General features: G+C 71.1%; 20 protein-coding genes. 9 read left to right on the plus strand and 11 right to left on the minus strand.

All coding sequences use genetic code 11. The annotated features are described in order from the left end of the window. The first annotated feature begins 108 nt into the window (after positions 1 to 108). From ACMGFI_RS07545 to ACMGFI_RS07555, 3 genes are all read left to right on the plus strand, one after another. Positions 109 to 915, plus strand: a complete 807-nt coding sequence (locus ACMGFI_RS07545) for a MinD/ParA family ATP-binding protein (protein WP_436908582.1) — start codon at positions 109 to 111, stop codon at positions 913 to 915. A gap of 309 nt (positions 916 to 1,224) precedes the next feature. Further along, positions 1,225 to 3,018 carry a sensor histidine kinase gene (locus ACMGFI_RS07550; protein WP_436908584.1) on the plus strand — a complete coding sequence of 598 codons (1,794 nt, stop codon included), beginning with the start codon at positions 1,225 to 1,227 and terminating at the stop codon, positions 3,016 to 3,018. A 126-nt stretch (positions 3,019 to 3,144) separates the two neighbouring features. Further along, positions 3,145 to 4,269, plus strand: a complete 1,125-nt coding sequence (locus ACMGFI_RS07555; RefSeq protein WP_436908586.1) for a halo transducer protein — start codon at positions 3,145 to 3,147, stop codon at positions 4,267 to 4,269. A 109-nt stretch (positions 4,270 to 4,378) separates the two neighbouring features. Here the strand turns inward: ACMGFI_RS07555 and ACMGFI_RS07560 are convergent, their stop codons facing one another. From ACMGFI_RS07560 to ACMGFI_RS07595, 8 genes are all read right to left on the minus strand, one after another. After that, a complete protein-coding gene (locus ACMGFI_RS07560) occupies positions 4,379 to 5,407 on the minus strand; it encodes an AbrB/MazE/SpoVT family DNA-binding domain-containing protein (protein ID WP_436908588.1) in 1,029 nt (342 codons plus the stop codon). Next, positions 5,407 to 6,078, minus strand: a complete 672-nt coding sequence (gene phoU, locus ACMGFI_RS07565; RefSeq protein ID WP_436908590.1) for a phosphate signaling complex protein PhoU — start codon at positions 6,076 to 6,078, stop codon at positions 5,407 to 5,409. Before phoU ends, ACMGFI_RS07560 begins: the two co-directional genes overlap by 1 nt. A gap of 5 nt (positions 6,079 to 6,083) precedes the next feature. Further along, complete coding sequence (gene pstB / locus ACMGFI_RS07570) at positions 6,084 to 6,986, minus strand: phosphate ABC transporter ATP-binding protein PstB (RefSeq protein WP_436908591.1); 903 nt, start codon at positions 6,984 to 6,986, stop codon at positions 6,084 to 6,086. Beyond that, entirely contained in the window at positions 6,979 to 8,628 is a 1,650-nt protein-coding gene (pstA, locus tag ACMGFI_RS07575; protein WP_436908593.1) for a phosphate ABC transporter permease PstA, read from the minus strand. The genes pstB and pstA overlap by 8 nt, the downstream gene beginning before the upstream one ends. After that, positions 8,628 to 9,761, minus strand: coding sequence for a phosphate ABC transporter permease subunit PstC (pstC, locus tag ACMGFI_RS07580; protein ID WP_436908594.1), 1,134 nt, complete (start codon positions 9,759 to 9,761; stop codon positions 8,628 to 8,630). The genes pstA and pstC overlap by 1 nt, the downstream gene beginning before the upstream one ends. A gap of 63 nt (positions 9,762 to 9,824) precedes the next feature. Continuing rightward, complete coding sequence (locus ACMGFI_RS07585; RefSeq protein WP_436908596.1) at positions 9,825 to 11,066, minus strand: PstS family phosphate ABC transporter substrate-binding protein; 1,242 nt, start codon at positions 11,064 to 11,066, stop codon at positions 9,825 to 9,827. Positions 11,067 to 11,227: 161 nt separating this feature from the next. Next, complete coding sequence (locus ACMGFI_RS07590; RefSeq protein ID WP_436908598.1) at positions 11,228 to 12,205, minus strand: metallophosphoesterase family protein; 978 nt, start codon at positions 12,203 to 12,205, stop codon at positions 11,228 to 11,230. Then, positions 12,202 to 12,684 (minus strand): DUF7529 family protein, encoded by a 483-nt coding sequence (locus ACMGFI_RS07595; RefSeq protein WP_436908600.1) that lies wholly within the window; start codon positions 12,682 to 12,684, stop codon positions 12,202 to 12,204. The genes ACMGFI_RS07590 and ACMGFI_RS07595 overlap by 4 nt, the downstream gene beginning before the upstream one ends. A gap of 146 nt (positions 12,685 to 12,830) precedes the next feature. On the opposite strand from ACMGFI_RS07595, the gene ACMGFI_RS07600 reads away from it, so the two are divergent. The 6 genes from ACMGFI_RS07600 to ACMGFI_RS07625 all read left to right on the plus strand — a co-directional run bounded on the left by ACMGFI_RS07600 (position 12,831) and on the right by ACMGFI_RS07625 (position 21,023). Next, positions 12,831 to 14,783: an ABC transporter substrate-binding protein gene (locus tag ACMGFI_RS07600; protein ID WP_436908601.1), complete on the plus strand. Its 1,953-nt coding sequence runs from the start codon at positions 12,831 to 12,833 to the stop codon at positions 14,781 to 14,783. 159 nt (positions 14,784 to 14,942) lie between these two features. Beyond that, positions 14,943 to 15,962, plus strand: coding sequence for an ABC transporter permease (locus ACMGFI_RS07605; protein ID WP_436908603.1), 1,020 nt, complete (start codon positions 14,943 to 14,945; stop codon positions 15,960 to 15,962). A 1-nt stretch (position 15,963) separates the two neighbouring features. Next, the gene (locus ACMGFI_RS07610; protein WP_436908604.1) at positions 15,964 to 17,424 is read left to right on the plus strand and encodes an ABC transporter permease; all 1,461 of its coding nucleotides are present in this window, start codon (positions 15,964 to 15,966) and stop codon (positions 17,422 to 17,424) included. Further along, positions 17,421 to 18,602, plus strand: coding sequence for an ABC transporter ATP-binding protein (locus ACMGFI_RS07615; protein WP_436908605.1), 1,182 nt, complete (start codon positions 17,421 to 17,423; stop codon positions 18,600 to 18,602). Before ACMGFI_RS07610 ends, ACMGFI_RS07615 begins: the two co-directional genes overlap by 4 nt. Beyond that, positions 18,599 to 20,242 (plus strand): ABC transporter ATP-binding protein, encoded by a 1,644-nt coding sequence (locus ACMGFI_RS07620; protein WP_436908607.1) that lies wholly within the window; start codon positions 18,599 to 18,601, stop codon positions 20,240 to 20,242. Before ACMGFI_RS07615 ends, ACMGFI_RS07620 begins: the two co-directional genes overlap by 4 nt. Beyond that, complete coding sequence (locus tag ACMGFI_RS07625; RefSeq protein ID WP_436908608.1) at positions 20,235 to 21,023, plus strand: inositol monophosphatase family protein; 789 nt, start codon at positions 20,235 to 20,237, stop codon at positions 21,021 to 21,023. Before ACMGFI_RS07620 ends, ACMGFI_RS07625 begins: the two co-directional genes overlap by 8 nt. A 168-nt stretch (positions 21,024 to 21,191) precedes the next feature. Here ACMGFI_RS07625 and ACMGFI_RS07630 read toward each other — a convergent pair whose 3' ends face one another. The 3 genes from ACMGFI_RS07630 to ACMGFI_RS07640 form a co-directional block, all read right to left on the minus strand. Beyond that, entirely contained in the window at positions 21,192 to 22,358 is a 1,167-nt protein-coding gene (locus ACMGFI_RS07630) for a flippase-like domain-containing protein (RefSeq protein WP_436908610.1), read from the minus strand. Between the two features lie 101 nt (positions 22,359 to 22,459). After that, positions 22,460 to 23,812 carry a nitroreductase/quinone reductase family protein gene (locus tag ACMGFI_RS07635; protein ID WP_436908611.1) on the minus strand — a complete coding sequence of 451 codons (1,353 nt, stop codon included), beginning with the start codon at positions 23,810 to 23,812 and terminating at the stop codon, positions 22,460 to 22,462. Next, a complete protein-coding gene (locus ACMGFI_RS07640; protein WP_436908613.1) occupies positions 23,809 to 24,228 on the minus strand; it encodes a DUF6069 family protein in 420 nt (139 codons plus the stop codon). Before ACMGFI_RS07640 ends, ACMGFI_RS07635 begins: the two co-directional genes overlap by 4 nt. Positions 24,229 to 25,854 lie beyond the last annotated feature (1,626 nt).

Here is a 25,854-nt window from a genome sequence, read left to right on the forward strand (position 1 = left end):
GATCCGCCTCTCGAACGTCCGCGTGCCGGCCTGACCGACCGACGGGCGTCCGCCGGGCGTCGGAACGGACGGCGGCTTTATGTGGTCCCCGTGATTTGGAGTAACACAATGGCGGGCTACGTCTGCACAGTCGCCGGTGGGAAAGGCGGTGTCGGCAAGACGACGACGGCGGTCAACGTCGCCGCGGCCATGGAGGAGGAGGGCTACGACGTGGTCGTCGTCGACGCCGACCTCGGCATGGCGAACCTCGGCGCGATGCTGGGCGTCGACCCCGAGACCAGCATCCACCAGGTCCTCGCCGGCGGCCGCGCCGTCAGCGACGCGCTGACGGACGTGCAGGGCGGGATCACCATCGTCCCCGGCGAGCAGAGCCTGGAGGCGTTCGCCGACGCCGACCCCGCGAAGCTCAAGAAGGTCATCAGGACGCTGCGCAACGCCTACGATGTGGTCCTCATCGACACCGGCGCCGGCCTCAGCCACGAGACGACCGTCCCCCTGGGGCTGGCCGACGGCGTCGTCCTCATCACCACGCCCGACGACGTGGCCGTCGGCGACGCGATCAAGACCGCCGAACTCGCCGAGCGGGTCGACGGCGAGGTCATCGGCACCGTCCTCAACCGGACGACCACCGAGACGGACGTGGAGGCCATCGCCGACCGCTTCGACTCGAAGCTGCTGGCGGTGATCCCCGACGACATCGAGGCGACCGCCGACGAGCCGCTCGTGCTCAACGCCCCCGCCAGCCCCGCCGCCGACGCCTACGTGCGGCTGACGGAGCATCTGATCGGCATCTTCTTCCAGGGCACCGAGATCGACGAGATCGAGACCGCCGTCGACCGCGAGTGGTTCGTCGACGAGGACGAGGAGGAGGACGACGGGGACGATTCCGGCGGCCGGTTCGGCCTGTTCGGCTGACCGGGCGGCCGAATCGACGCCGGACCGCGGCCGCTCACAGCCCGCCGAGCGCGACCAGGACGCCGGCCAGCGTCGCCAGCGCGAGCACCACGAACACGAACACCCACCAGCCGGGCACGTCCCCGTCGCCGTCGCGCGCGCTCATCGCCCGATCACCACGGCGCCGACGCTCGCGCGAGTCCGTCCAGTCGTTGCCATCGCCCGATCGATTCACGGCGTATCGCCTAATACCTGCTGGCCGGCCCGACCCGAGAGGATACCTACCTGGTTAGGTACGTCGCTGAGGCCGGACCGGTCCGACGAACGGGTGTGAGCGGACTCGCTGCACTCTCGTCGTGGCTGGCGGTCGGGTCGCTGGCCGCCGCGGCCGGATCGTTCGCCCTGGTCGCCTACCTGCGGCGCCACCTTGGCGAGCCGGGGGCGGGCTGGTTCGTCGCGACGCTGGCCGCACAGGGGCTGTTCTGTCTGCTGGCGGGCGTGTCGCTGACCGTCGCCGACCCGGGGCGCCGGCTCGTCGCCGAGTCGCTGACCTGGGCGGCGCTGACGTGGGTCGGGCCGCTCTTTCTCGCGTTCGCGCTGGAGTACACGGGCCGCAGCGGCCTGCTCGACGGGTGGACGGTGGTGCCGGTCGCGGCGCTGTCCTCGCTGGTCGTCGCGACGGCGCCGGTCAACGGCGTGGTCCTGGGTGGCTTCCAGGTGACTGCCACTGAACCCGCGGTGACGGTCGCCTACGCGCTCGAACCGTGGGGGCTGTTCGCGGTCGCGTTCGGCACGGGGACGGCCGGGGTCGGGGTAGCCCTGCTGGTCGACACGGTGTTGAGCTACGGTCCCCTCTACCGGCGGGAGGCCGCCGCCGTCGCGCTCAGCACCGTCGCGCCGACGGTCGGGGTCGCGATGTGGGTCCTCGGCCTGAGCCCGACCGCCTCCCTCGCGTTCGTCGCGGTCACGTTCGTCCCGCACGTCCTGCTGGACGCCTACGCGTTCGTCGGCAGCGGGATGTTCGAGACGAACCCGACGACCCGCCGGGCCGCCGACCGCACCGCCATCGACGACATCGGCACGCCGGTGCTCGTGGTCGACCCCGACGGCCGCGTCGTCGACTACAACGACGCCGCCGACCCGCTGCTGGAGGCCGGCCGCGACGGGGCGACGCTGCTGGGGACCGCCGTCTCCGAGCTGGTCGACCTCGACGCCGACCCGGTCCCCGACGGGGGCGCCGCCGACGGCCTGGCCGCCGGCGGGGCCGACCCGGGCGCGCCGACCGGCGACGGGCCGGGCGAGGCAGACGAACTCGTCACCGTCCGCTCGGCCGGGCGCCGCCGGGAGTTTCTCGTCTCGCGGTCGACGCTGACCGATCCGAAGGGCGCGACCGTCGGTACGACGCTCGTCTTCCAGGACGTGACCCGCGAGCGGCGCCGCGAGCAGCGGCTCGACGTGCTCAACCGCGTCCTCCGGCACAACCTGCGCAACAAGATGACCGCCGTCGCCGGCAACGCCGAGCTCATCGCCGACCGGAGCGACGACGACCGGCTGGTCGACATCGCGGAGGTCATCGACAGCAGCGCCCGCGAGCTCGTCGACATCGGCGAGAAGGCCCGCGCGTTCGAGCAGTGTCGCCGCGACGGCCCCCGCTATCGGTCGGTCTCCATCGAGGGAGTTCTCGCCGACGCGGTCGCCGACTACCGCGAGGCGGCCGCCCGGCTCGACGTGACCGTTGACGACGACGCGACCGCCGCGACCGACCCGCAACTGCTCCGGCTCGTCGTCGCCAACCTCGTGGAGAACGCAGTCGAGCACGTCGACCAGCCGGCCGTCTCCGTGACGGCGACGGTCGACGGTGGTGAGCTCCGGGTGACCGTTGCCGACGACGGTCCCGGCATCCCCGAGTCCGAGCTTGCGCCGCTGGACGCCGGGGTCGAGACCCCGCTGAACCACGCCACCGGCATCGGCCTCTGGGTCGTCCAGTGGAGCGTCGACTCTCTCGGCGGGACCGTCTCCTTCGACACCGACGACGGCACCACCGTCACGGTCCGGCTCCCGGACGGCCCCGGCGGCTTCGACGGGACCGACCCCGAGTCCGCGGCGGACGACCCGGATATATAGTTCTCGGTAGCGCCCCGTACCTCTCGCCGGATCGCTATAGCGAACTTAGTCACGGTCTTGTCCGTCGCTCCGGTAGCGACGGACAACTGACGCGGCCGAACGGGAGTCGGCGCGTCGACAGCTATCATGAGCGACACCACGAACGACACCGACGCGGCGGGCGACGGGTCGGGAGCGAGCGGCGAAAGTGACGCGACCGCCGACGAAACTGACGCAGGTAGCGACGGGAGCGACGCTGGCGCGGCGGGAGCCGCCGAGGAACGGACGGAACTCGACGGGCTCGCGGTCGACGAGGCGGTCGAGCGCGTCCGCGCCCGCGAGCCCGACCGCGACCCGGAGACCGTCCGGGCCGCGCTCGAGTTCGTCGCCGAGGACGGCGTCGTCAGCCGCGACGCCCTCCGCGAGTCGCTGAAGCTCACCTCGAAGGTGCTCACGACCGCGGAGACGCGAGTGGAACTCGCCGGAATCGCGCTGGACGACGCCCGCGAGGCCGCCGAGTCGGCTCCGGACCTCCCGACCGTCGAGGCCCGTCTGGAGGGCTTCGAAGCCGAGGTGGCCGCCGTCGAGGACCGCGCCGCCGACCTGGGTTCGGCCCTCCAGTCGGTCGTCGACGACCGGGAGGACCCCGCCGCCCGGTTCGCCGTCGCCGACGGCCTCCGGCAGGTCGACGACCGGGCGCGCGAGGTCCAGCGGACCGCCGACGAGATCCAGTTCGATCTGGAGGAGTTCGAACGGTGGCTCGACAGCCACGCCGTCCGCGTCCGCGAACTCGGCGAGGACGTAGACGCGCTCGCCGATTCGCTCGACGACCTGGCGAGCGCGGTCGACGCTATCGAATCGGTGGCCGCCGACGGGGTGGGCGGTGCCGACGGCGAGGCGGCCATCGGCGACGAGGACCCCGCCCGGGCCTGGTTCGACGCCACGCTCAGCCACCGGGCGACCGGCCTCACCGTCGCGGACTTGCGGGCGGAACTCGCGGACCTGCGAACCTGGGCCGACCGCGAGGGCGCCGATCCCGTCGACGAGGGCGGGCTGGACGACCTGGCGGCCCGGATCGGCGGCCTCGACGGCCGCCACGGGGCGCTGGGCGAGCGGCTGGACGCGGCCGCCGAACCCGAGTGGACCGACCGGTTCGGCGAGGCGGTCGCCGCCGTCGAGTCGGACCTGGCAGACTGCACTCCGCCGGTCGACTGGGGGGTCGTGCAGTCGACCATCGAGGAGCACCGCGACGGCCTCGCGTCGGACGCGTAGGCCGAGGGGCCCTGTCGCCGGGAACTGCGGACCGCCGTTCTTCGCGGCTTTCACCGTCGAGCCCGACGAACCTGCGGAAAACGATCGGAGGACCGGGGTGGAGCGCCAGTCAGCGGTTCCGCTCGCGGACGGCGGCGCGGGCGGCCACGTCGGCGACGGCGGCGCCGCGGTCGGCGGTCCGCCCGATGCGGTCGAGCGCGCGGGCCAGCGCGACGGTCGCGGCGGTCGAACCGTCGAAGGGGTCGGTCGCCTCGTCGAACAGCGCCGCGTCGACGGCCTCGACCTCGGCGACGGCCCGCTCGTGGCCGTCCAGCGCGACCGCGGTCAGGTCCTCGTCGGCGTCGTCGAGGACGGCGGTCGTCGCGTCGTCGACGACCGCCCGGGCGGCCTCGGCGGCCTCGCGGACGTTGTCGGCGACCGGGTCGGGCAGGGGCTCGGGGAGCCGCCGGGCGGCGTCTGCGAGGCCGACCCCCTGACGAGCCACCCTCTCCAGCGCCCGGGCGGTGACGTAGTAGTCGAACAGCGTCGGGCGGGCGAGGCCGAGGCGGTCGATCTCCTCCAGGGAGACGAGCGACCGCGAGAGGTGGCGGGCGACCATCCGGAACAGGCGGTCGGCCTCGTCGGCGCGCCCGCGGAGCCGCTCGTGGGCCTCGCCGTCGGCGTCGACCAGGGCGTCCGTCGCCGAGCGGTGGATCGACAGCGCGGTGAACTGCAGCTGGACGACCGACTGCCGGACGGAGACGTTCGCCGCGTCGAGCAGGTGCTGGACGGTGATCTCCCCCGCCGTCTCGACGAGGAGGTCCGTGCCGACGAGGTTGCGGACCACCGAGCGGGCGGCCCGGCGCTGCTCGTCGGTGAACCCCCCGGCCGGTTCGAGCGTGACCGTCTCGAAGCCGGCGGCGTGGGCCGCCCGGAGCGCGCGCCGGACCAGCGCGGGATCCGCCCCGTCGACGGCGACGGTCGCCGTGGCGAGCTCGTCCACGTCCTTCTCGGCGGCGCGGAGGACGATCGAGTCGTCGCTGTGGGTGGTGAGATACAGCTCCATCCCGGCTTCGAGCTGGTGGTCGTTCGCCCACTCTTTCGGGATCGACACCGTGTACGTCCCGCCGCCGACCTGCTGGAGTTTGCGCGTCTGCATCAGTAGAGCAACTCGGGGTCGCTTTCGAGCATGTACAGCGTCCGCGCGGCGACGTTGACCCCGTGGTCGCCGACGCGTTCGAGGTCCCGGACCGTCAGCAGCAGTCGGGACACGTCGTCCAGTACCCGCTCGACCGCCCACGAGTCGTCGCCGGCCTCCCGTTCCAGCAGGTCGCGGACGACCCGCTCGCTGGCGCGCTGGCAGTGGGCGTCGAGGTCGTCGTCGCGGGCCGCGACCGCGCGGCAGGCGTCGGCGTCGCCCGCCTCGTAGGCGTCCAGCGCCGCGGCCACCTGGTCGCGGGCGTCGTCGCCGATGGCCCGCACGTCCACCTCGTCGGCCGGCCGGTCGGCCGCCAGCGCGTAGCGGCCGAGGTTGGTCGCCAGGTCGGCCACCCGTTCCAGATCCGTGAGGATCTTGAACGAGGCGGCGACAAAGCGCAGGTCCGACGCGACCGGCTGCTGGAGCGCCAGCAGGTCCACGCAGTCGCCCTCCAGCGCGAGATAGCGGTCGTTGATCGCGGCGTCGCCGTCGATCACTTCCTCGGCGAGGTCGTCGTCGCCGGTCGCCAGCGCGGTCAGCCCGTCGTCCAGCTGGGCGAGCGCGTCGTCGCCCAGCGCGCGCACGTCCGCCCGGAGGTCGTCGAGCGCCGCCCGGTATGTCTCGCGCGTCACGGCGATCACCCGAACTTCCCGGTGACGTAGTCCTCGACGCGCTGGCTCTCGGGGTTCTCGAAGATCTTCTCGGTGTCGTCGTACTCGACGAGCTGCCCGCCCGTGAGGAACACGGCGGTCTGGTCGGAGATGCGCGCCGCCTGCTGCATGTTGTGCGTGACGACGACGACCGTGTACTCCTCGGCCAGCTCCTCGATGAGGTCCTCGATCTTCGAGGTGGCGACCGGGTCCAGCGCGGAGGCCGGTTCGTCCATGAGGATCACGTCGGGGTCGACCGCGAGACAGCGGGCGATACAGAGCCGCTGTTGCTGGCCGCCCGACAGTCCCATGGCGTTGTCGTCCAATCGGTCGTTGACCTCGTCCCACAGCGCCGCCTGTTCGAGCGCCCGGCGGACGAGATTCTCGGCCTCCTCGCTGTCGTCGCGGCCGGTCAGCCGCGCGAGCAGCCCCGTGTCCAGGTCGCCGTGCTTGCGCGGCCCGTAGGTGATGTTGTCGCGGATGGACTTGGGGAAGGGGTTCGGGGCCTGGAACACCATGCCGACCGTCTTGCGGAGTTCGACCAGATCGACGCCGTCCTGGTAGATCTCCTCGCCGTCGAGCTCGACCGAGCCGTCGACGCTGGCCGCCTTGATGCGGTCGTTCATCCGGTTGAGCGAGCGCAGGAACGTCGACTTGCCGCAACCGGAGGGGCCGATGAGCGCGGTGACGCTCTCCTCGGGGATGTCCATCGAGACGCCCTGCAGCGCGTGGTCGTCGCCGTAATGCACGTCCAGGTCGGAGACGCTGAGTTTCGCCTCGCCGGCGAAGGAGTACTCGCGCCACGCCTCGCGGATCCGCTCGTCGGTCTCGCCCGTCGTCGTCTCCGACGAGCGCGCTGTGCCCTCGGCCTTCGGTTCTGTCTCACTCATAGCTCAGTTTGCTCCGGAAGTACTGTCGCGTGGCGATACCGACCGCGTAGAAGGCGAGGACGACGCCCAGCAGGACCAGGGCGGTCCCCCAGCCGAAGGCGGTGATGTCGTTGACGCCGGCGGTCTCGCCGGTGCCGGTCAGCACCACCTGGTAGAGCTGGTAGGGCAGGGCCGTCGTCGCCTGGGTGAGTTCGGGGTTGGTGACGAAGGGGGGCGACAGCGACAGCTCGAAGCTGTTCAGCACCTTCGCCCGCTGGCCCGCGCCGACGAACGAGCCGCCGCCCATCGTCAACAGCAGCGGCGCCGTCTCGCCGGCGATGCGGCCGACCCCGAGGATGACGCCGGTGACGACGCCCGGCATCGCCGCCGGGAGGACGACGCTGCGGATCGTCCCCCACTTCGAGACGCCCAGCGCCGCGCTGGCGTCGCGGTACTCGTCGGGCACCGCGATCATCGCCTCGCGGGCCGTGATGACCACCAGCGGTAGCAGCATGAACCCCAGCGTGATCATCCCCGCGAGCAGCGACTTCTGTGGCTGGGGGGTAAAGCGGGGCACCAGGAACGCGGCGCCGAACAGGCCGAAGACGATGCTGGGCGTCGACCACAGCGCGTTCGTGGCGACCTCGACGACGTTGGTGAACCGGCCCTGCTCGGCGTACTCCGTGAGGAATATCGCCGCGCCGACGCCCAGCGGCACCGAGAGGACGACCGCGCCGACCACCAGCCAGGCGGTCCCGACGATGGCCGGGAACACGCCCGTGATGTCGGTGAACAGCGAGGCGCCGTTCATCAGGAACGGCCAGTAGACCGGCCAGGCCACGTCGAATCCGAACCCGAACAGCCCGACGGTCGTCGCCGGGCCGACGCCGAGGCCGACCTCGATCCCCTCGGTGACCGGCCCGAAGCCCTTGAACACGACGAAGGCGACGAGCGCGACCAGCACCGCGATGATGGCGAGGGCGTTGAGGTAGACGAGCAGGTACGCGCCGAGGTGGCGGCCGCGGGCGCCGAAGCCGCCGTAGGCTTTGGCGGCCGACCAGCCGACGACCAGCGACGACGCCATGACCGCGAACGGCGCCACCGTGCGCGCGAAGAACGTCACGGACTGGGCGTCCGGGAAGTTCGCCGGCGACCACGACCAGTCGGGACCGATGATGCCGAGCAGGAAGACCAGCCCGAAAAAGCCCGCGAGCGCGCCGGCCGGCAGCGTCGAGCCGACGTCCTCCCGAGGGAGGGCGGTCGCGAAGAAGGCGACGGCGGCGAGGCCGAGGCCCCCGACGGCGCCGCCGACGGGGCCGAGCCCGAGCGTCTCGGCGGCGACGAGCGCGCCGACCAGGCCCCACAGCGCCGAGAACAGCCCCGCGGCGACGAAGCCGGCGCTCGCGCGCGGGTCGGTCGGGAAGATCCCCCGGTAGGAGACCAGACCGAATCCGGTCACTGCAGCGCCCATGAGGACCAAAAGCAGGCCGAGCGTGGTCAGCGTCGGGAGCCCGGCGAGCGTGCCGGTGATCGAGACGAGTTCGACGGTGGCCGCCAGCCCGAGGAAGAAGAGGACGGCGGCCAGCCCGACGGTCAGCGCGGCGACCGTCTCGTAGGTCGAGGTGTCGCCGCGGACGACCGACGACTCGGCGGCGCCCGCCATCACTCGACACCCCCGACCTTCCGGTCCATGCGGCGCTCGATCAGCTGCGAGCCGATGCTGAGGGCGAGGACGGAGACGAAGAGGATACAGCCGGCGACGAACAGCGCGTCCTTCTGGAGGCCGCTGGAGGAGCCGTAGTTGGCCGCGATGAGGCTGGTGAGCGTGTCGAAGCCGTAGAAGACGTTGTACAGCGGCTCGGCGATCTTCGGGGTGTTGCGCAGCATGACGGTCGCGGCCATCGTCTCGCCGATGGCGCGGCCGACGCCGAGCAACACGGCCGCCGACACGCCGGAGAAAGCGGTCGGGATGGTGACCGTCGTCATCGTCTGCCAGTCGGTCGTCCCCAGGGCGAGCGAGCCGCTTTTCATCGACTCCGGGACGCTGTTGATTGCGTCCTCGGCGACCGAGACGACCGTCGGCAGCGCCATCAGCCCGACGACGATGCCGACGAACAGGTACGTGCCCTGGCCGACGAGGGCGAACGCGTCGGAGGCCCACGGGCTCAAGACGGTGAACCCGAGAAAGCCGTAGACGATCGAGGGGATGCCGGCGAGGATCTCGACGCCGGGCTTGACGACCTCGCGGACCGCCGGCGGGGCGATCTCCGAGATGAACAGCGCGGCCGCGACGCCGAGCGGGCCGGCGACCGCCGTCGCGATGAGGGTCACGAGGACGGTCCCCTGGATCATCGGGAGCATCGAGTAGCGGGGCGTCCCCTGGGCGGGGCTCCAGTCCGTGGTGGTGAACATCTCGAGGCCGGGCACGGTGACCCCGAAGACCGTCCCGCTCCGCTCTGCCAGGATCGGCCAGGCCTCGTAGAAGATGAAGACGGTGATCAGCGCGAGGATGACGACCGTCGAGACGGTCATCGCGAGCGTGACGCCGCGGGCCGCCAGCTCCCGGTGGCGAACCCAGCCGTACGCCACCGCTGCCAGGAAGCCGACGATGCACACCGCGGTGTACGGCGAGGTCGCGAGGAAGCCGGCGAACGCGCCCGCCAGCGACAGCGCCCCGAGCGCGCCCGCGGCGACCGCGTCGTTGTCTGTACTCCGTACGAACTCCGCGAACCGAGCGAACCGAGACGCCAGCCGGGACTGCCACCCGTCGGAGTCTCTCTGTTGGTTTGTAGCCATGGTTGTATGCGAAAGCTGGACCGCGGCCGGGAGCACCCGGCCGGCCGGGTCCGGGGACGGCCCTCAGGCGGTGTCGGGGAGCTTCTCCAGCTCGGCTTCGAGGTCGGCGGTCGGCAGCGGGATGTAGTTGTTGTCCTCGACGAACACCCGCTGGCCGAACTGCGTCAGGAACATCCGCATGAACGCGCCCTCGCGGTTGTCCGTGCCGCTGGGGGTGTCCTCGGTGATCTTCGTGTACATGTGCAGGTCGCGGTTCAGCGGGTAGGAGCTGTCGAAGATGGTGTTCTCGGCGTCCTTGCTGGTCTGGTAGACCGTCCCGTCGAACTCCAGCGCGATGGGCTGGACCTGCTCGCCGGTAAAGGCCAGCGCCATGTACGCGATGGCGCCCTCGTTCTGACGGACGAGCTGGGCGACGCCCTGGTTCTGCCCCTGGCGGGTATCGACGCCCGGCATCTCGGCCTCGGCGTCGCCGAGCATGTTGAGACGGAAGGAGGTGTCCGTACCCGACCCGACCGCGCGGCCGATGCAGAAGATCTCCTGGTCGGGGCCGCCGATCTCCGACCAGTTGGTGATCTCGTCCTGGTAGATCTTGCGGACCTGCTCGGCGGTGAGCTGGTCGATGCCGGCGTCGTAGATGTCCTTGCTCACGACGATCGGCTGGCCGTCGCGGCCGAGGACGTGGTCGACGACCTCCTCGTCGCGCTTCTCCTCGCTCCAGTCGAGCTCGGCCGTGATGGGGCCGGAGGAGTTACCGATGTCGACGAGGCCGTCGGTGACCGCCTCGCAGCCGGTCCCGGAGTGGCTCAGGCCGATGGTCGCGCGGTAGGGCGGGTTCGAGCGCTCGCCGGTCGGCTCGAAGCCGTACTGGCTCGCGAAGTAGTCCGCGAGGTGCTGGTCGGTCTCGATCTCCGACCAGCCGGGGACCGAGGACGAGTCGTTGGCGCCCCAGTACTCGCCGTCGCTCGGCGGGGCGTTGCCGTTCCAGTAGGAGGCGCCCTTGTTCGCGATGGGGTAGACCGTCGACGACCCCTCGCCGGTCAAAAGCGACGGCTCGTTCGGGCTGCTCGAAGCTCCGTCCGAGCCGTCCGAGGAGTCGGAGCCGTCGCCCGAGGAGCCGTCCGACCCGTCGCCCGAGGAGCCGTCGGAGGACCCGCTGTCGGGTTCGTTCTCCGGCTCCGGCGTGTCCGTCTCGTCGTCGCCCCCGCCCGCACACCCTGCGAGGCCGGCCGCGCCGATGGCGCCGGATGTCAGCAGGAACTTGCGCCGCGTTACCCTGTCCGCCGGACGCTCCGAATCGTGCGTCATCACCCGAGACCAGTCGGGACCCAAGTAAACGGGTTTATAATAGGGGTACCCCCCGGTACGAGACCCCTCTGAGCGGTATTTTCGGGTAGCTGTGGGAACAGTTTGCAGGGGTCGGTACGTATCGATATATAGTCGACGTGGGTGCGAAGCGGGGCGGCCGCTCAGCGCTCGTCGACCAGCGGGGCGGCGGCGAGGCGGGCGGCGGCGATCCCCGTCAGGCCGCGCGCGGTCGCCGAGTCGGCGACCCGGCGCGCGTGGGCGGTTTCCAGCCCGAGGCTGTCGGCGACCGGCACCAGCCTGACGGTCGTCCCCTCCGGGGTCACGTCACAGAGGAGATACGACTGCGGGAACGAGCAGGTCGTCGGCGCGGCGATCTCGCGGACGCCGCCCGTCTCCGCGGTCGCCGGGAGGTGGTAGTGGCCCGAGAGGAACAGGTCCGCGTCGCCCTCGGCGAGCGTCTCCACGAGCGGCGCGGGGTCGCGCATCGCGGGGATCTCGGCGAGGTCGGGCTCGACCGCCTCGCGGTGGGCGTCCAGCTGGTCGGTGATCCCCGGGAGGTTGTGGTGGACGAGCACCACGGTCGGCCCCGCCGTCGCGAGCTGGTCGGCCAGCCACTCGCGCTGGGCCTCCGGGACGTGGCCCTCGTGGCTGTCGGTCAGCCGCTCGGCCGTCCCCGCGCTGTTCAGCCCGACCACGTCGAGGTCGCCCGCACGGACGCGATAGGAGAGCCCGTCCGGCCCGCGAGCGGCCGGGTCCGCCGGCGTGTATCGGTCGGCGAACCGCCCGAGACCGGGGGCCTCGTGGTCGTCGCCGTCCTTGGGGACGTCGTGGTTGCCGGGCACGGCGAACAGCGGCGCCGCGAGGTCGGCCAGCGCCGCGTCGACCGCCTCGTAGTTCCACGGCTCGCCGTCCTTGGTCAGGTCGCCCGGCGAGAGCACCGCGTCGACGTCGCGGTCGGCGATGTCCGCGACGGCGGCCTCGAAGTGCTCCAGCGTGTGCTCGAACAGCTTCGAGGTGCCCTCGGACCGGGTCGAGACGTGGGGGTCGGCGACGACCGCGAGCCGGGTCCGCTCGCCGGCCGGCCGCGCCAGCCGCGCCAGCACCGTTCCGGGACCGCCGGCGTCGCCCGCCGGGCTCACGGGTCCTCCGGGAGGAAGTCGGCCGGGTGGTCGTGGGCGAACGTGGCGAGGTGCGTCCCGTCGAGCAGTTCGACGTGCGAGTGGAGGCGTCCGCGCTCGCGGGCCGCGGCCGCGAGGTCGGCCGCCGCCGGCTGGTCGAGGTCGACCCCGCCGACCAGCAGCACGGCCAGCCGGCGCTCGGGGTCGCTCACCCGCGTCACGAGGAAGAGGTCCGTCCCCAGCCGGCGGCGGAACGCCCTCGATCGGTCGAACTCGCCGCGCTCGGCCACCGCGGGCAGCGACTCGGCCACCCCGTCCGGCGCGAGATACACCAGCCCGGAGCGGTCTGTCTCGCTCGCCTCGGGCGACAGCGGCGCGACGTGGCCCGCGCGGACGACCACCACCTCCCAGCCGTCCGCGCGCAGCTCCGCCGCCATCTCGTTGGCTTCCCGTACGGTCTCGCCCCAGGGGGACGTGTCGTCGTCCGTCTCGGCCGACATACCCGTACCTCTCCCTGCTGGGACATGGGCGTTACGAACGGGTGAATAAATAGACTATATTGGTGTATGGTCCTATAACTCTGGCCCATATCCAAACGTATCACGAGCCAAAACCTATTTGATTGCGCAATCGGACACTCCTCTCGATGCCAGAGAAACAGACTCGGCGTCGGTTCCTCACGGCAGCGGGCGCGGGCGCCGCGTCCCTGCTGGCCGGTTGTGGGAGTGACACGTCGACGCCGACCGACGGTTCGGGCGGCGGTTCGGACGGTTCCGCAGGTGACGGATCGGACGATTCCTCGGGCGACGGGTCGGACGGCTCCTCGGGCGACGGGTCGGACGACTCCGACGGAACATCGGGCGGCTCCGCCGGGGGCGTCCTCAACATGATGGCCACCGGAAACGTCCAGACGCTGGACCCGATCAACGCGAAGGGCTCGGGCGCGGGGTACAACCAGTACAACAAGTCGCTGATGAACTTCCCCGACGGGCAGTACCCGCCCGAGCCGGCGCTCGTGAACGGGTACGAGCTGTCGGAGGACGGGCTGACCTACACGTTCGACCTGAAGGAGGGTGTGACCTTCCACGACGGGTCGGAGATGACCGCCGAGGACGTGGTCTACTCCTACCGGCGACTCGCCGAGTCCGAGAACTCGCGCAACCAGGACGACATCATCGGCGAGACGATGCGCATCCAGCACGAACGGGACGCCGGCCTGACGACCCCCGCGGACGAGGCGACGGCCGACGACATCGTCCCCGGGTCGCTGGCGGTCGAGGCGGTCGACGACTACACCTTCGAGATGACGCTCGCCTCGCCGTTCCAGTACACTCTCTTCCAGATCGCCGGCGGCGCGTTCGCGATCCTCCCGGCGAACTCGGTCGGTGACGTCGAGAGCTACGACGGCGAGTACAGCTACAACGAGTTCTTCAGCACCGAGGGCGACGGCCCCACCTTCTCCGCGCTGGGCCCCTTCCAGGTCGACTCCTGGACGAAGGGCAGCCAGATCCAGCTGTCGGCGTTCGACGACTTCTACGGCGAGGGCCCCGAACTCGACGGGATCACCTACACCGTCGTCTCGGACGGACAGACGCGGCTGAACCGCTTCCGAAACGGGAGCGCGCACATCCTCGAGGGGATACCGACCGCGTCGTTCAACCCGGAGAACGTCTCCATCGAGGAGCAGATGGGCAACCGCTCGGTCGGCACCTACACCTTCGGGAACGGCACGGAGGTCAACTACGGCGAGATCCCCGCGCTGACGACCGAGTATCTCGTGTTCAACACGCTGGAGGTGCCGCTGGCGGTCCGGCGAGCGTTCGCCTACGCCATGAACCAGCACGACATCGCCGAGAGCGTCTACAAGGGCACCGGCAAGCCGGCCTACCACATCACGCCGCCGGCGCCGTACCCCACCTTCGAGGAGGGCCAGTCCGGCGAGGCGTCCTACGACGCCCACGCCGAGAACGGCGCCCACTCCAACACCGACTTCGGCGCGGACGGCTACCCCTACGGCTACGGCGAGACGCTCCTCGACGAGGCCCGCGCGGTCATGGAAGAGGCCGGCTACGGGCCGGACAACCGCTTCTCGATCACGGCGACGACCATCTCCGGCGACAGCGGCTACCGGCAGGTGTTCACCCGCCTCCAGCCGAAGCTCAACTCCGCGTACATCGACATGGAGATCACCGAGGCGAGCTTCGGGACGATCATCAGCAACGCCATCAACGGCTCGATGGAGGTGTTCGGCCTGGGTGACGGCATGGAGTACCCCGGCCCGCAGAACTTCCTGCGGTTCCTCCACGGTTCCAACCCGAGCACGCAGTTCACCCGCTGGGGCGCCGAGGACAGCTACTACACGGAGGAGTACCGCCAGATCGCCCGCGAGGCGTGGGACGAGAACTACGCCGCGGAGGGCACCACGGCGGAGGACCACGCCGAGGCCTTCCAGACGGTCGAGGAGATAAACTGGGCGTCCATGCAGGAGCTCCCCTTCCTGCACCCCATCAGCCAGCGCCTGTGGCACGACTCCGTCGACGTCGAGATGTACGGCGTCATGGAGAACCAGACCTTTAATCAGGTCACGCTCGACGAGTAACTGACAAGCGCCGGCCGGGTCCCGCCGGGAACCCCGTCGGGCGGCGGACCCGGTAGCGGTCGATACCGAGATATCAATGCATTCGCGACACCGCGCGCGGACGGGCCCGGGGTGCAGCCAGGACAGACAGCGACCGCCGGCCGGCGGAGGTGACGGCCGGTGAGCAGGCTGAAGTACCTCGGCAAGCGGTTCCTGCTCGCGATCCCGGTCGTCTGGCTGGGCACGTCGATGACGTGGTTCATCATCTTCATGGGGCCGATCGACCCGGCGTCCAGGCTGCTCAGCCAGGGCCAGACGCGCAACCCCGCGGCCTACCGGGCGGCACAGCAGGAGCTCGGGCTCAACCAGCCGCCGCTCCAGCATTACGTCGACTACATGGTCGACCTGTACACCTTCGACCTGGGACAGACGTTCCTGCTCTACCAGGGGTCGAGCGTGAACGCGCTGATCCTCGATTTCCTGCCGCGGACGCTGTGGCTCGGCTTCTGGTCGGTGCTCATCGCGATCCTGATCGGCGTGCCGCTGGGCTTCTACGCGGGGATGCGCTCGAACACGGCCGCCGACTACCTCGCGTCGTTCGGCGGCATCATCTGGCGCGCCATGCCGAACTTCTGGCTCGCGATCATGCTGCTGGCGCTTTTGGGCAGCCTCCAGGGCATGATCGGGGTCAGCTGGCAGCAGTTCCTCGTCCCCATCGACGCCATCTCCGGGAGCCCGGATATGTCCCGGATCGGGACCGTCGACGGCTTCCTCGCAGCGACGAAGAAGGTGTTGCCCGCGGCGCTCGTGCTCGGGTCGGCGTCGATGGGCAACGAGATGCGGATCGGGCGGACGGCGGTCCTCGAAGTGCGCAACGAGGACTTCGTCGACATGGCGAAGGCGAAGGGCGTCTCCGACCGCGCCCTCGTCTGGAAGCACATCCTGCGCAACGCCCTGGTGCCGCTGGTCCCGATCATCACCAGCGAGGCGTTCCTGCTCATCGGCGGGTCGGTCCTCGTCGAGACCGTCTTCGGGATCAACGGCATCGGGTGGCTGTTCTACCGGGCGGCCATCCAGGGCGACCTGCCGCTGGTCGGCACGCTGATGTACATCTTCATCCTCATGATCGTCGGAATCAACCTGATCCAGGACCTGTTGTACACCGTCATCGACCCCCGCGTCGGACTGGAGGGAGCCTGAGATGGCCGGCGCGACGACCGACCGGGAGCGTGCCTCGACGGCCCTCCCGACCTCGTCGCCGGCGCTCGTCTGGGCCGCCGCCGGGGTCGCGCTGTTCGCGGTGGAGGCCGGCGCGCTCGCCACCTTCCTCACCGGCATGGCCGCGGACCTCCTGCTGTTCGTCCCGTCGCTCGGTCCCTCACAGCCGGCCGTCGAATGGCTGACAGGGCTGTTCAACGCCGCCCAGTCGACCGCCCAGGAGGTGCCGACACTGCTCTCGCGGGAGACGATCCCCAACGAGGGGTACTGGAACGGGGAGCGGTGGGTCGGGACGTTCCTCGGGCTGGAGCCCGCGCTCGCCTGGGCGGTGCGGGTGGCGCTGGTCTACGGGTACGCCTTCGCCTGCGCCGGCTGGGCGATGCTCGGCTACCGCCTCTACCGGCGGGAGATCCGCCCGACCGACTGGAGCCCCCGCGACGACATCGTCGACCGCTTCCGCTCGCACACCTGGGGGAAGTTCGGGCTCCTCGTCGTGTTCATGTTCGTCGTCATGGCCGTCTTCGCGCCCGCGCTCGGGCCGACGACGGTCGAACAGAACATGCGCCAGTCGTACTCCCACGAGTTCAGCTACTGGAACAGCGACGCCGGGGAGGTCCAGACGACGCTCGTCGGCCAGGCGAACCTCGAATCGCAGTCGACCGGCACCGACTCGCGGGTGATGCCGTTCACCTACGACGACTACAACCGCTATCACCCGTTCGGGACGCTCCCCACGGGGCGGGATCTGTTCACCTTCATCGCCACCGGGTCCCGCATCTCGCTGATCATCGGCGTGCTCTCGGTCGGGCTGAGCGCGCTGCTGGCCGCGTCGCTCGCGCTGGTCGCCGCCTACTACCGCGGCCGGGTCGACCTCGGCATGGTACTGGTCTCCGACGCGGTGATGGCGATGCCGCAACTGCTCCTGCTCATCATGCTCACCAAGGTGCTCGCGGGGACGTGGATCGGTGGGATCTACAGCGGCGCGTTCGTCCTCGCGCTCATCTTCGCCGGCACCGGCTGGACGTACATGTGGCGGTCGGTGCGGGGCCCCGCCCTTCAGGTCGCCCAGCGCCAGTGGGTCGACGCCGCCCGCAGCTTCGGGCAGAAACCGCGCGTGATCATGCGCCGGCACATGCTCCCGTACATCACCGGCTACCTGCTGATCTACGGGTCGATGACGCTCGGCGGCGCGATCATCGCCATCGCCGGCCTGTCGTTCCTGGGGCTGGGCGTCTCCCCGCCGACCCCGGAGTGGGGCCGGGCGATCAACCTCGGCCAGGACTACGTGACCACGGGCTCGTGGCACATCTCGCTCATCCCCGGGATCCTGATCACGATCGTCGTGACCGGGTTCAACGCGCTGGGCGACGGCATCCGCGACGCCATCGACCCGCAGTCCGACAGCGCCGGCGGCGCCGCGGCCGGGCGGGGTGGTGGCGCGTGAGCGACGCCGAGCCCCTGCTGGCCGTGGAGAACCTGCGGACCGTCTTCCACACCGACCGCGAGGAGATCCACGCCGTCGACGGCGTCTCCTTCGAGATCAGCGCGGGCGAGACCGTCGGACTCGTCGGTGAGTCGGGCTCGGGCAAGTCCGTCACCGCGCGGTCGATCCTCGGGCTCGTCGACCGGCCCGGCGCGATCGAGGAGGGGTCGATCCGCTTCCGCGGCGAGGACCTGACCGACGACAGCTGGGAGGCCCACCGCGGCGACATCGCCATCGTCTTCCAGGACCCCGGCAGCGCACTGAACCCCGTCTACACCGTCGGCAACCAGATCCGGGAAGCGCTGAAGATCCACCAGGACCTCCGCGGGCGCGAGGCCCGCGCCCGGGCGGTCGAACTGCTCGAAGACGTGGGCATCCCCGACGCGGCGGACCGGGTCGGCGAGTACCCCCACCAGCTCTCGGGCGGGATGCAACAGCGGGCGGTCATCGCGATGGCGCTGGCCTGCGACCCCGACCTGCTGGTCTGCGACGAGCCGACGACGGCTCTCGACGTCACCATCCAGGCGCAGATCCTCGACCTGCTCGCCGAGCTGCAGCGCGAGGAGGACCTGGCGATCCTCTTCATCACCCACGACATGGGGGTCATCGAGGACGCCACCGACCGGGTGAACGTCATCTACGCCGGCGAGATCGTCGAGCGCGCCCCGACCGAGGCGCTGTTCGACGACCCCCAGCACCCCTACACGCGGGCGCTGTTGCGGTCGATCCCCGGGCGAACCCCGCCCGACGAACAGCTCCCCACCATCGAGGGGGAGGTGCCGACGCCGACCGGCCCGGCCACCGTCTGTCGGTTCGCACCGCGGTGTCCCGACGCCTTCGGCGCCTGCATCGAGGTCCACCCCGAGCACCACGACGTGGGCGAGGCGGGCGTCGACCGGAGCGCCGCCTGCCTGTTGCACGACGACCGCTACCCGAGCGAGACAGGCCTCGACGGCGGAGCGGGCGGCGACGGCGCGCTCGACGAGCGCACGGTCGCCGCGGCGAGCGACAACACCAACTTCGGGGCCGTCGACCACGGCGGCGGCGCACCCCCCGAGGCGGGGGTCGGCGGGAACACGGGTGGCACGGGGACGGCCGGCGACGTCGACGTCGGCGACGAAGGGGGTGGTGAGCTGTGACCGACCCCGCGACGGGCGTGGCGGGCCACGGCGACGCGGCGGGCGCCGCACGGGGCGACCCGTTGCTGTCGGTCCGGGACCTGCGGACCTACTACGACGAGCGGACGTTGCTGTCGCGGTCGCCGCCGGTCAAGGCCGTCGACGGCGTCTCCTTCGACCTGTTCGAGGGGGAGACGCTGGGGCTGGTCGGCGAGTCCGGCTGCGGCAAGACGACGCTCGGCCGGACGCTCGTCGGGCTGGAGGACGCGACGAGCGGGACGATCGAGGCCGGGGGGCGGGACGTGACCGACGGCGGCGACGCCGAGTGGCAGCGCCGCGTCGGCATGGTGTTCCAGGACCCCGACGAGAGCCTCAACGACCGCCAGACCGTCGGCCAGATCGTCCGCGAACCGCTGGAGGCCCACGGCTGGCCGCGGCTCTCGGTCGCCGTCGAGGGGGTCGACGCGGCGACCGTCTCCGGATCGGGGCCGGTCGTCGGCGGGTCCGTCGGCGGCGACGACGCGGCCGGCGTCACCGGGAACCCCGACGACGGGCCGGACGTGACGGTCTCGCTCGCTCGCGGGACTCACGAGGTGTCGGTCCGCGACCGGCTCCCGCTGACGGCCGACGACGTGACGGTGTCGGTCGACGGGGGCGAGCGCCCGACTGTGTCGGTGCGCGTCGGGAAGTCGGTCGCGGAGCTGCGACAGGACCGCGTCGCGGAACTGATCACGCGCGTCGGGCTCAGCGAGGAGCACGTCCGGCGGTACCCCCACCAGTTCTCCGGCGGGCAGCGCCAGCGGGTGGGCATCGCCCGGGCGCTGGCGCTCGAACCGGACTTCCTCGTGCTCGACGAGCCCGTCAGCGCGCTGGACGTGAGCGTCCAGGCGCGGATCATCAACCTCCTGGAGGGGATCCAGGACGACCTGGGGCTGACGTACCTGTTCATCGCCCACGACCTGAGCGTGGTCCGGCACATCGCCGACCGGGTCGCGGTGATGTACCTCGGCAACGTGGTCGAACTCGGCCCGGCGGAGTCGGTGTTCGCCGACCCGCGTCACCCCTACACGCTGTCGCTGCTCTCGGCGATCCCCGGCAGCGGCTCCCCGTGGGACGGCGAGCGGGTGACGCTGCGGGGGACCCCGCCGAGCCCGCGGGACCCCCCGTCGGGGTGTCCGTTCGCCACGCGTTGCCCGGCGAAGATCCGCCCCGACGAGTTCGACCTCCCGGAGGCGACCTGGCGGGCGCTCGACGAGCTGCGGGTCGTCTTCCGGACGCGCGCCCGCTCGGAGGACTCGCTTCTCGCCCGGGCGAAGGCGCTCGCTGGCCGCCCCGTCGACGCCGAGGCGATCGACGACGCGGTCGACGAACTGCTCGGCGGCCGCGACCTCCCCCCGGCAGCGGCGGACGCCGTCGACGAGGCCGTCGACCTCGCCAAGGGCGGCGACGACCGCGCGGCCGCCGACCGGCTCCGGGAGACGTTCGGGTCCCGTTGCGACGGCGAGGCGCCCGACGCCTACGCGACCGGCGACGGCGAGCGCGAGAGTCGGTGTCTCCGGGCGGAGGACGACTATCGCGGCGTCGCTGCGACGGTCGCCGACCGGGAGCAAGGGGCCGGCGCGGCCCCGGCCGACCCCGCGGGCAGGAGCGACGGTGACTGACCCCGGCGCCCGGCGGGCGGCCGCCGAACGGGCCGCGCGCGCCGGCGGCGAGGTCGCCGCGTCGCTGTTCCGCGGGGACCTGGCCGTCGAGACGAAGGACAACGAGACCGACTACGTGACGCGGGCCGACGGGGAGGCCCAGGAGGCGGCCGTCGAGGTTCTCCGCGAGCGCTACCCCGACGAGCCGGTCGTCGGCGAGGAGGCCGACGCGCGGAAGACCGTCCCGGAGACGGGACGGGCCTGGGTCGTCGACCCGATCGACGGGAGCCACAACTACGTCCGCGGCGGGCGGGTCTGGGGCACCTGCGTCGCCGCCGTCCGCGACGGCGAGCCCGTCGCCGCGGCGACCGTCTGCCCGGCGCTGGGCGACGCGTACGTCGCGGGGGAGGGCCCGACCGAGCGAAACGGCGAGGTCGTCGCGGTGAGCGACCGGGCCGACCCCGCGACCTGCAGCGTCGCGCCGACGGTCTGGTGGCCGAGCGACCGCCGCGACGAGTTCGCCCGCGCCGCCGAGGCGGTCGTCACCCGCTTCGGTGACCTCCGGCGGCCCGGCTCCGTCCAGGTCGCGCTCGCCCAGGTCGCGGCCGGTCGCCTCGACGCCGCGATCACCAACGTCGCGGTCAACCCCTGGGACAGCATCGCCGGCGCCCACCTCGTCCGCCGGGCGGGCGGCCGCGTGACCGACCTGGCGGGCGACCGCTGGCGCCACGACGCGACGGGCCTGGTCGCGTCGAACGGCGCGGTCCACGACGACGCCCTCGCCGCCGCGACCGAGATCTGACGCTCTATATCGCTCCGGTGATCTACGTAGCCCCACGGGCCGTTCTTAGCGACCTTCTTTTCGCGTCGGGCGAAACGACCGAGTGGCGTGACCGGGCTGTCAGGCATGCACCACCCCCGAGCGGTCCGCCGCTCCCCGGACCGCTCGATTCTCCACGCCGATCCGCGGTCACGCCCCGTAGATCTCGTACAGCGCGGCGAGACCGCCGACGGCGACGACCAGCCAGTAGCTCGCCAGCCGGTAGACCAGCGCGACGGCCGCCGCGGTGCTCGCCGGGACCGTCGTCAGCGCGACGAGCAACCCGACCAGTGCGAACTCGACGCCGCCGAGGCCGCCGGGCGTCGGTACCAGCCCCGCGACGGTGCTCGCGGGGACGACGAACATGACGACGAACAGCCCGAGTTCCACGCCGAGGGTCCGGCCGGCCAGGTACAGCGGGAGGGCGAACAGCACCCAGCCGACGGTCGACAGCGCGAGCGCGTACGCGAGCGTCCGCGGCTCGGCGGCGATCCGCTCCAGTTCGGCGTAGAACCCCCGGACCGTCTCGCGGACCGACCCCACGTCGACGAACGGGAGCAGGTCGCCGGCGGTCCCGACCGCGCCGGCGACGGTGTCCTCGACGCGGTCGCGCTTGCGCCAGACGACCGCGCCGGTCACCGCCACCGTGCCGACGACCGCGGCGAGCGTCCCCGCCAGGAGGTTCGCCCGCCGCGGGAGTCCTCCTCCCAGGGCGAGTCCGCCGAAGCCGACGAGCGCGAACCCGACGTACGGGAGGAGGTTGATGGTGTCGGCGGAGGTGACGCTCGCCAGCCCCTGCTCGTAGGAGATCCGGTCGTCCGCCGAGAGGACGTAGGCGATCAGCGGGCCGCCGCCGGCCTTCCCCAGCGGCGTCACGTAGTCGCCGAACGTCGCCGCGAAGTAGGTGACCACCAGCGGCGGGTAGGCGGCGTCGACGCCGACCAGCGCGAGCAGTTCGTCCCACACCTTCGCCCAGACGGCGAGACCGGCGGCCGACGACGCCATCGCCAGCGCGAGCCACTTCGGGTCGGCGCGGGCGAACGTCGCCGCGATCTCCGACCAGCCGATCACCCGCCCGAACAGGTACAGCAACGCGACGGCGACGGCGAAGCCGACGCCGACCTTCGCGACGCTGCGCCGGTCGAGTCCCCCGCCGGGAGCCCCGGCCGTCCGGTCCCGGTCCGGGGCCGCCGGCTCCTGGCGGTCCGGACCCGACAGATCGTCGGACTCGCGCCGCTCCGCCCGGTCACGGGGCGAGTCGGTGCTCCGGCCGCGGTCGCCACCCGGGCGCCGCTCGCGCTCGGTGGTGTCGTCCATCGGTCGCGTCGGCTCCCGTAGTGCTCGCAGACTCAAAAGGAGCGACCGCGCAGGAGCGTGGTCCGACCGTCACGCGACGCACACGGCCGTCACACGCCGGTCTACGCGGTCGCCGCCGCGGCGGCCGCCTCCGCCCGCTCCAGTTCGATCTCGACGACGACGGTCCCCTCGACGCCGGTTTCCAGTTCCGCCCGCGTCGGTGGCCGGTCGCCCTTGACTGCGACGCCGAGGCGGCGGGCCGCGTCGACGCCGTTGCGCTCGACGTACTCGGCCACGTCCGCCGGGTCGGGGCGGGCGGTCGCGGTCCCCTTGTAGCGCTCGCCGCGAAGCAGGACCTTGACGGGCCGGCCGCCCCGGAGGTTGCGCCACCACGGGCTCTGGGTCGTGACGACCAGCCGCCCGTCGTCGTCGACCCAGTAGCCGACCGGCGTGGTGTACTCGTCGCCGCTCTCCCGCCCGGTGAACGTCAGCAACACGAGCGAGTCGCTGACGAGTCCGTGTAGCGGCGAGCGCAACAGCCGCTCGACGACGGGGTTGATCACGCGGTAGGCGACCTCCGGCACGGGCGGGCCGCGCGTCTCGACGTACCGGCGGTCGTCGGCCGGCCGGAACTGATCGGCGTAGTCGGCGACGAACGCCGCCACGTCGCGGGGCGGTCGACCGAGTATCCGTTCCGCGTCGTCGGTGACCCGGTCGGCGAGACCCACGCGTGCCGTCGTGTAGATGCCGACCATCAGGACGAGGAAGGGAAGCGGCTCCCCGCGCGAGCGCATCCGCCGGACGAACGCCGGTATCGACGGGTCGGCGTAGGTGATCGGCCGGTCGAGGGCGTCGCTGAACGCCGACGCGACCTCGCCGTAGGTGAGCGCCTCGGGCCCGGTGAGGTCGTAGGCGCGGTCCGCGTGGCCCGCCTCGGTCAGGACGACCGCGGCGACCTCGCCCACGTCCCGCGCGTCGACGAAACTCGTCGCGCCGTCGCCCGCCGGGACGAATATCTGGTCGCGCTCGACGACGTCCTCGCGGTGGACCTCGACGAGGTTCTGCACGAAGAAGGAGGCCCGCAGGAAGGTGTAGTCGAGGTCCGTCCCGGCGATCCGCTCCTCGATCCGGTGGTGGGGGATCAGCGGGTTCCGCTCGACGCCGAGCGTCGAGAGGTAGGCGAGCCGCTTGACGCCGACGCGGTCGGCCGCCGCAGCGAACTCGCCGACCCGCTCGCCCCCCGCGGTCGGCGGCCGCATCAGGAAACAGCCGTCCGCGTCGGCCAGCGCCCCGCCCCAGGTCTCCGGCCGCTCGAAGTCGAAGGCGACGTGCTCGGCCGCGTCGGGGAACTGTTCGCGGGCTGGCTCGGGGTCCCGCGTCGCGACGCGGACGGTCGCGTCCCGGTCGCCGAGGGCGTCGACGACGTGGCGGCCGACCGTCCCGGTCGCGCCGGTGACGAGGACCCGGTCGCTCATCCCTCACCCCGCCAGGAGACGAGCAGTTCGACCGCTATCGCGGCGACGACGACGTGCATGACCATCAGGACGACCACGCCCGCGGCCGTCGCGGCGGGGTCGGCGACCAGAAGCGCCAGGTCCGGGACGAACGAGACGACCAGTACCCCGAGGGCGAGTTTCCGGAAGGTCGCCGCCGGCTCTTCGACCCGGTTGCGCAACAGCGCGTAGACGCCGGCCGCTCCCACCGCGCCGAGGACGGAGAGGAAGACGACCGGCGGGTACGTCAGCGCCCGGAACCCGGGCGCGACCCCGACCGCCTGGACGACCGCGACCAGTGCGGCGTTGGCGGCGGCCGCGAGAACTGCCGCCAGTACCGTCCGTACCGGCAGCGAGCGCGCTCGCAGTGCTCCCGGGCCGGTGGTCGCAGCTACCATACTGTCCGTACGGCCGCCGAGTGGATATATCCCTGCCAGCGTCCCCGACCGCTCCGGGGACCGCGGTCGGCGGCGACTGCCGAATCGATCGACGTATAATACTGATTACTTTATACCAGTACTAACAGTAAATTTATAATAAATTCCGTCCGCAGAAGTTAGATGACGTGTACGAAACCGGGAAAATACGTCCCGGGCGCTCGCGACTACTAGTAACTATCGATCAGGTCGGTCTATACCGGTAGTACGGGTCTCCTCCGAGCGATCTCTCCTGGGAAGATCGCAGGAGCCATTTCGCGACGGCCGCCGACTACGGGGCCGACCCTCGACACGCCGTCTGTCCGCCGTAGGTGTCCGTAGATTCGGTTTCTGTACGTCTGACTGCGATATCGGATCGTCGCTTCCACGGGAGTTCCCCGTTCGGTGTTCCATCCCCGGCAAACTGCGTATCGATATCTGGGATGTGATACGATTGGTTCCTATCGCGATATATTACAAAAGTAGAGAATACGTTCTTTACGTATAATTCCGGAACTGGGACCGGTTACGGTCGCCAGTACAGAGAACCTGCACTACGGCGTGCGAACCCGCCTCGCGGTCGGCCTCGATCGGGATCGACAACGGTCGTCCCACGCCACAGCGATCAGCACCGATGGCCAGTGCTGATCCGACGATATCGGATAAACGACGGTTCTGAGCCACGCCTCGGTTCGCCGGAGTTGCTCCGACAGGCCGCCGTTCGACCCTCCGGGTTGCAATCGATTACACCAGTATGACTGTAATATATACGTCGGTACACTCCCGAATCTGTCCGGTATTTCCGGAAGGGCCTGGTTACCGGGTAGAACGCCGCCGTACGATCCGGTCAGTGACAACCGGTCGGAACGATACCGTCAGCTACCGGTGCTACTGGCCGGTCACCCTCCTACGTGAAGCTGTCAGGGGATGAGTCCTGCCGGGTCGGCGAACGAGCGGCGCGAGATGGACGACCCGGACACGTCAGCGGCAACTCCGCACGTCGCCCGTTCGTCGAGTACATCCTCGGAAGCCGATACCGCGGTGTCGGTCGCTCGGTACCCGCGTACCGCGTTCGGTTCCGGACTCCAGTTCGGTGACTGCGTATCCGATAGTACCGAATTACAGTCCGGATGCGATCGTACCCGGTACTTGCCCGAAAACAGAAGTGCCCGACCGGGATTCGGTGACGGCGTGGACGGGTTGGCGTCGGTCATCCCGTGTCGACCGACCGGCCGAACGTCGACGACTCCGGCGAGTAGACGGCTCGTCGGGTCGGTGTCGCGGATCTCGGCGAGAACGCCTCCTTCGCGTCTGGGGATCTGACGGCTGCGTCCCCGTCGCCGTCTCTGTATTTGTCCGATTTTACCGGACATCGTAGAGCCACACAGCCGGTATCTCCGGAACGATCCGACAGCGAGCGGTGGAGTTTGATCGCAGATCTCGGTCCCACGAACGACTGGAACGCTCCCCGCCCGACGCCGGGTCCGGACTGAGCGTGAGGAGGGCATCGGCGCGACCAACCGTGAGGGGAGTCGCCGAGTCGGCGTCCGACGCCTACCGCTTGCCGAAGTCGCCGCCCGGGCATTCGCCGACGACGGGGTCGGTGCG

Source organism: Halosimplex marinum, assembly GCF_051414075.1.
In the GTDB taxonomy this organism is placed as follows: Archaea; Halobacteriota; Halobacteria; order Halobacteriales; family Haloarculaceae; genus Halosimplex; species Halosimplex marinum.